General features: G+C 68.8%; 3 protein-coding genes and 1 pseudogene. 2 read left to right on the top strand and 2 right to left on the bottom strand.

Going from position 1 to position 6,688, the window contains the following annotated elements; genetic code table 11:
* Positions 1-116 precede the first annotated feature (116 nt).
* Positions 117-347, top strand: a pseudogene (locus AB0D48_RS34765) (restriction endonuclease); the annotation flags it as partial.
* Between the two features lie 199 nt (positions 348-546).
* Here AB0D48_RS34765 and AB0D48_RS34760 read toward each other — a convergent pair.
* Together AB0D48_RS34760 and AB0D48_RS34755 are read right to left on the bottom strand one after the other, a co-directional pair.
* Positions 547-4,671, bottom strand: coding sequence for a trypsin-like peptidase domain-containing protein (locus AB0D48_RS34760; protein WP_362406435.1), 4,125 nt, complete (start codon positions 4,669-4,671; stop codon positions 547-549).
* Positions 4,672-4,675: 4 nt separating this feature from the next.
* Complete coding sequence (locus AB0D48_RS34755; RefSeq protein WP_362406432.1) at positions 4,676-4,933, bottom strand: CU044_2847 family protein; 258 nt, start codon at positions 4,931-4,933, stop codon at positions 4,676-4,678.
* Between the two features lie 514 nt (positions 4,934-5,447).
* On the opposite strand from AB0D48_RS34755, the gene AB0D48_RS34750 reads away from it, so the two are divergent.
* Positions 5,448-6,281: a PIG-L family deacetylase gene (locus AB0D48_RS34750; RefSeq protein ID WP_362406429.1), complete on the top strand. Its 834-nt coding sequence runs from the start codon at positions 5,448-5,450 to the stop codon at positions 6,279-6,281.
* Positions 6,282-6,688: the final 407 nt, after the last annotated feature.

Genomic DNA, 6,688 nt, shown 5'->3' with positions numbered 1-6,688 from the left:
GAACGGGGCTATCCAAGACGGCTCCGACGCCGTGATCACACCAGCCACAGCAAGATCATCTCACCTGTGACCAGCAGTTACGGGACAACCCTTAGGCCAAGCACCACACCGTCGGTAGCCCGGACCTGCAGAAGTTCAACGGCACGGCCTGCAGCGAACATGGTGCGGACATCCCGCTCTTCGTCGCTTCCTGCAAGTTCACCAAACAGGCCCGCACCTTCGCCGCCCGCCACGACCTGGTCCTCGTCGACGTCGACTTTCTCGGCTTTTGGAACAGCGGGACGACCCTGACCGCGCCTCTCGGCCTGGACATCGGCCGGTCCGGAACCAACCGCTGGGTGCAGTAGGACGCGGCGGATGCCAGTTCGGGCCTGGCCGCTACCGCAAGCCTGTTCGGGCGCCTACGGTAGCTCCGGGCAAGCTGCACGCTTTGCGTGCCCGCTGCGGCAACAGCGCATGTCCGGCGTCCTCGGCAGCCCGTGCGCCGTGGTCTCATCCATGAACAAGCCGTTCCGGCCTGGTGTGGGCCAGAGGCCGAGCCTCCGTTCACCCGCCAGGACATACAGGGGCGGCCTTCTGATCTGGGAGGTATGCCGCTCGTTCCTCCGCTGTGAGGTCGCGGTTGACGGCCTGGCAGATCTTTCGAATCGCTGCAGCTGGCGGGGGCAAATGGATGTCCCATAGGCGGGCGGTGCCGTCCGCACTCCCGGTGGCGAGCGTGTGACCGTCGGGGCTGAGCGCCACCGCGTGCACGCTGTCGAACTGGGACAGAGTCTCGCGGGCCTTGCGGGTGGGCACGTCCCACAGCACTGTTGTTCCGTCGCCGCTGCCGCTGGCGAGAGTGCGCCGGTCGAGTCCGAATGCCACCGCGTACACCGGCCCGGTGTGTCGGGTGAGGGTGGCCAGGCCCTTTCTACTGGCCACGTCCCAAAGGCGCACCGTGGTGTCCTCGCTGCCGGTGGCCATGGTGAGGCCGTCGGGGCTGAATGCCACCGCGTACACCGGTCCGCTGTGCCCCTTGAGCTCGGCACCTGGGGCACCAGTGGTGGCCTCGTACAGGTATACGGAATTGTCCAGGTCGGTCACAGCCAGTGTCTTTCCGTCGGGGCTGTAAGCCACTGCGGTCACCGAGGTCAGGGCGTTGCTCTTGATCCGCAGCGGGGCTCGGATCTCTTTGCCAGTGTCCGCATCCCACTGCCTCACGCTGTTTCCGCCGCCGGTGGCTACGACGCGCCCGTCGTACCTGAAGGCTACCGACACGACCTGCCCTGTATGTGCTGACATGATCGCCCGTCTCTTACGGGTTCGCACATCCCACAGCTCGACATTGCCGTCAATGCTGCCCGTAGCGAGGGTGTGTCTATCAGGGCTGAACGCCACTGCTCCCACCAGGTCGCTGGCTTTGAGGGGGGCTTGGCTCGTGTGTGAGGTCATGTCCCACAAGCGCACGGTGCCGTCGAGGCTGCCGGTGGCAAGGGTGCGACCGGAAGAGTCGAACACCACCTTCACGACCTTTTCGGTGTGGCCGACCAGTGTCGCCTGGTTCGTTCCGGCGGCCACGTCCCACAGGCGCACGGTGGCATCGCTACCAGTCGCGAGCGTGTGGCCGTCGGGACTGAACGCCACCGACCAGACCGTGTCGGTGTGTCCGGGTTGGAAGGCGAGGATTGTGTCCGTGGCCACGTCGCGCAGCAGTGCCGTGCCGTCCTGCATACCGGTGGCGAGGGTACGGCCGTCCGGGCTGAAGGCCACCGACTCCGTGATGCTGTCGTAGCTTTCAAGCGGGTTGCGGCTCTGCTTTCCGGTCTCGACGTCCCACAGTCGCACGAGGGTGTCCGTGTGGTTCGAGGTGGCGAGGCTTCGGTTGTCGCGGCCGAACGCCACGGTATGCACCTCACCGGGCTGTAGGAACGGGCCGGCTCGGAGCTTGCTGGTCTCCGCGTCCCATACGCGCACCGAATGGTCGAGACTGCCGGTCGCGACCAAGCGGCCATTTGGGCTGAACACCGCGGACCACACGGCGCCTGAGTGCCCTTCCAGCATGGCCCGGGGCTTGCCGCTCCCAAGGTCCCACAGGCGCACGATCGCGTCGTCGCCGCTGGTGGCGAGAGTGCGACGGTCGGGGCTGAAGGCCACGGACCGCACAGCGCCAGTGTGGCCATGGAGGGTGCGGCGGGACACTCCGGTGTACGCGTCCCACAGGCGGACGGTGCCGTCGAGGCTGCCGGTGGCGACGGTACGGCCGTCGGGGCTGAAAGATACGGACCACACTTGATCGGCGTGTCCCTTGAGGATGGGGCCGGGTCTGCCGGTGTCCGCGTCCCACAGGCGCACGGTCCGATCGGCGCTGCTGCTGGCAAGGGTGGAGCCGTCGGGGCTGAAGGTCACCTTGGTCACGCGGTCGCTGTGGCCGGGCAGGCTGCGCCGCAGCGGAATCGCCGCGGCGTTCTGCAGGCTGTGGGCCGCTTCCGTCGTGGGGCTGGTGCGGTAAGCCTGTACGGCGAGCAGCGAAGCCAGGGTGGCGTTGGTCGTGATGAGGGTGTCGGACTGGCCTGCGAGCTGGCGGGACAGGGCTTCCCGCCGCTGAGTCTCGGCGGTGCGCCACTGCCAGAGGGCGCCTGCCCCCGCGATGAGGGCCACGACGAGCAGAGAGGCGAGGATCGCGTTGAGTCGTCGGCTGCGACGGATGGCGGCCTGCTGACGGCGCTTGCCGGCTCTGAGGAACTCGGTGATATCGGGCGGCAGCCGACGCTGCTCCGACCATTCGAGCCCCTCCGCAAGTGCCGTGCCCGCGAGCAGGTCCTCCTCGTTCTTCCCATCGGTCCAATGGGTCTGCTGCTCGCGGACCCGTGCGAACCACTCCTGGAACTGGCGGTCCTGTGCCACCCACTTGCGCAATGTGTTCCAGTCCCGGATCAGCGCGTCGTGGATCAGCTCGGCCACAGGCTCGGCCGACGATCCCTCCGGTGTCCGGGTGATGACGATGCGGTGCCGGGTCAGCGCGGCAAGGACCGTGTCGACGGCATCGCTGTCGCCCGGCCCACCGCCGTCGTTGCGCCCCCCAGCGGCGCCCGGTGCACCGTACGGACCGGAAGCCAGGTCGCGGAGGTCCCGCAGGGGGACCTGCGCACGCACGGCGGGGATGTTGTGGCGGGGGTCGTCGGGGCGTACGAGCGAGGTCAGGATGCGCTGGGCGATGGGCTGGTGATCCTGCGGAATCCGGTTGAGCGCGGTGTCACACCATGTGGTCAGACTCCCGGTCACGCCGCCCACGCGCCGGTACGCGTCGTGAGTGAGACATCCGTCGTGGCGCCGTTCCCACAGCTCCTTGAGTGTCAGTTCCAGCAGGGGCAGCACGGTGACCGGCGCCCTGCCGCGTGCCGTACCCTCCGGAGCGGCCGCCAGTACATCGGTGATGATCTGTTCGGAGAGACCGGTTTCGAAGCGGGCGCCCACGCTACGGGCGGGGAGCTCGATGATGTCCTGCAGGTCGTCCCGGCTCAGCGTGCCCGGCACGTTGAGAAGGCCCGGCAGCGCCGCCTCCAGCAACTCGGGGGCGACCGCGGCCAGCTGCGGGTAGAAGTCGTCGCGCATGACCAGGATCACGCTCAGCGCGGCATGCGAGGCGATCGCGGTCGTGAGGGTGTCCGCTGCGAGGCCGCAATCTGGTTGGGCAAGGAGCTCTTCGAACTGGTCGATCACGAGGACGACGCGCTGATGCCCGGGCTCGGCCGCGAGCCTGCGGGTAACGGCCTCCGCGATCCCCTCGGTACCGGCCCCGGGCAGCCCCGCGCGCTCGACCTCGGCTGCCAGATCCTGTCCGGGCCGCAGCAGTACGTGCAGCCAGCGGTCACTTCCCGGCAGTTCGCCCGCCGCCAGTGCCGGCAGCGCCCCGGCCTGGATCAACGACGACTTGCCGGAGCCCGAGGGGCCGAGCAGCAGGGCCACGCGCTGCTGCTCGGCCAGGCCGGCGAGGACTTGGCGCACGGCGTCCCGTCGGCCCTGGAACCACTGCGCCTGGTTCGCCGTGAACGGCTCCAGCCCCCGGTACGGACACACGTCCTGCGGGGTCAGGGCGGGCCAGATCCGCCGCAGCACCTGCACGGGAGTGGCGTACGCGATGCCCTGGCCCCTTGCGTGGACATCGGGGGCGGTGATCTCGGTGACCATGCCGATGACCAGTCCGGTCACCTGGTCGACCACCGGACCGCCGCTGAACCCGGTGGTCAGGTCATTGGCATCGGTCAGCTGAAGGTGCTCGCCACGGTTCTCGGAGGCAGGCAGAAGATCGCCGGCCTTCCCGTAACCCCAGTGCCCGCTCCCCGGAGCCTGTGAGGGAAAGCCGTACGAGCTCACCTCGTGGCCCCCGGTGCCGGCGGCAGAGCCGAGGGGTGGCACATGCGTGCCGGGCACCGTGCGGCCGAGGCGGATCACGGCGACGTCCTCGGACTGCGGATCCCGCCACGGTTCCTCCAGGACTACCCCCTCGACCGGGTGCGCGCCGTCCGCATACGGGAACATCAGCCGTACGCTGCGCCCGGGCTCGCTACCGGCGGCGCGGACGACGTGTGCGCAGGTGACGAGGACGTCCTCGGCCACCAGGAAACCGGCCCCGCACACCTCATCCTGCTGTCCGAGGACTTGGGCCACGGCCCTTAGCGTGACGTTCATCCGGTCAGCCGCCGTTCTTGTGCAAGTTCATGGTCATTTTCAAGTGGCAGTTGGTGCTGCCCTTCGTGACCCCGGCCCCAGCTGTGACGGCGAGACGGACGCCGCCCTCGACCGTGACGCCGTCAGTGCCGCCTTGCGCAGCTGGTCGAGTGGTGCTCGCCGCCTCGGTGACCGAGGTGAGCGCAGCCTGCAGATCGGCTGTGAGTTCTGTCCCTCCGCCCCGGCCGCTGCTCGCCAACGGAAGGCGAGCCAGATATGTCATGGCTCCTCCTTCAGCAGCAGGGATGGGTGCGAAGGTACCGCGAGGCTCACCTGAGACGGCGGACATCGGGGGGCAAGCATGTGTATTCAACCGACCAGCCCATGGCCGGTTGCGGAACGCCCACTTGGATGACGCAGGCCTGCACATGTCCTGTGCCGGCGCAGACTGATCTCCTGCTGCGCTGGCGTGGCCCGTACAGGCCGAGGACACCTCCGCCGACGCGTACGACATGCTGAGCGAGCAGCTGGAGGACCTGATCGACGACCTCGACATCGAGATCGCGCAGCTCGGTTGCGTCGTCAACCTCTTTGCCGGAGGCTTCTGGAAGGCCAAGCGGCCGCGCCGGGAACAGCCGGTCCGGTCGGCGCGGTTGCATCGACCGAGGGACCGGCGCCGCGGGCGGGGAACACGGAGACCACAAGGTCGTCCGCCCCACCAGAACCCGGGCCCCCAGGATCGCGGTAAGCCCGCCGCGTACTCGGACCAAGAAGTAATTCTGCAGGAGGACTGTTTCATGACTGACCGGCCCTTGACGCTCATGGCAGTGCACGCCCACCCCGACGACGAGGCCACCGGAACCGGAGGGGTCCTCGCGCGGTACGCGGCGGAAGGCATCCGCACGGTTCTCGTGACGTGTACCGACGGCCGTTGCGGTGACGGACCGGGGGGTGTCAAGCCGGGCGATCCCGGGCACGATCCGGCGACCGTCACCTTGATGCGCCGTCAGGAACTCGAGGCGAGCTGTGACGTCCTGAAGGTCAGCGATCTGGAGATGCTGGACTATGCCGACTCCGGGATGATGGGCTGGCCGAGCAACGACGCCCCCGGATCCTTCTGGCAGACCCCCGTGGAGGAAGGCGCCGCCCGACTTGCGGAACTCATGCGGCACTACCGACCCGATGTGGTCGTCACCTACGACGAGAACGGCTTCTACGGCCACCCCGACCACATCCAGGCCCACCGCATCACGATGGCGGCGCTGGAGATGACCGCGCTGACACCGAAGGTGTACTGGACGACGGTGCCCCGCTCGATGATGCAGCGGTTCGGTGAGATCATGCGCGAGTTTCATGAGGACATGCCGGAGCCGGATCCTGCCGAGGCCGCCGCGATGGCCGAGATCGGCCTCCCCGACGATGAGATCACCACGTGGGTGGACACCACCGCATTCAGCGGTCAGAAGTTCGATGCGCTGGCAGCGCACGCCAGCCAGGGCGAGAACATCTTCTTCCTCAGGATGGGCAAGGAGAGGTTCGGCGAGTTGATGGGCATGGAGACCTTCGTACGTGTCAAGGACGCCACCGGCGCGGCCGTACCCGAGAACGATCTCTTCGCCGGACTGCGCTGATCCGCCCGTCCGACCGGCGTCCGGGAAAGCTCATCGGCCGCACGGCCCGATCGAGCGGGTGCGGGAGCTCCCGGCCGCCGGCGGCTCCCTGGGGGAGCGGTGGGCGGCTATCGCCCCGACCTCGCCGGGCACGTGGCAGCCGTCGGCTTCGACCCGCAGTCCGGCCGACCGTGTGCCCCGACTCGTCGGCTTGGGCGACGATGGCACGCCTGGAGCAGGCCCGCGTCGTGTCGGCTGCCAATGCTGCGGCGGGCCGTACGGTCGTGCGCGCCCTGCGGATTCTGCCTCCCGGCGCCGTGCCCGCACGGGCCGATGCCGCCGCCCCGGCAGCCCGTCCGCTCCCGCTGAGCTGGTACGGAGCCGGCGCCGGACGGGTACCGCCGCGCGATCGCCGCGCACCGTGAGGC

This window comes from Streptomyces sp. NPDC048269 (genome assembly GCF_040652395.1).
GTDB lineage: Bacteria > Actinomycetota > Actinomycetes > Streptomycetales > Streptomycetaceae > Streptomyces.
The sequence above is the reverse complement of the archived record's forward strand: the minus strand, read 5'-3'. Positions and strand labels throughout refer to the sequence as shown.

What these genes read in the sequence shown, in the direction of transcription:
- AB0D48_RS34760 (WP_362406435.1), bottom strand. Translation starts at nt 4,671, where the DNA reads ATGAACGTCACGCTAAGGGCCGTGGCCCAAGTCCTCGGACAGCAGGAT.
- AB0D48_RS34755 (WP_362406432.1), bottom strand. Translation starts at nt 4,933, where the DNA reads ATGACATATCTGGCTCGCCTTCCGTTGGCGAGCAGCGGCCGGGGCGGA.
- AB0D48_RS34750 (WP_362406429.1), top strand. Translation starts at nt 5,448, where the DNA reads ATGACTGACCGGCCCTTGACGCTCATGGCAGTGCACGCCCACCCCGAC.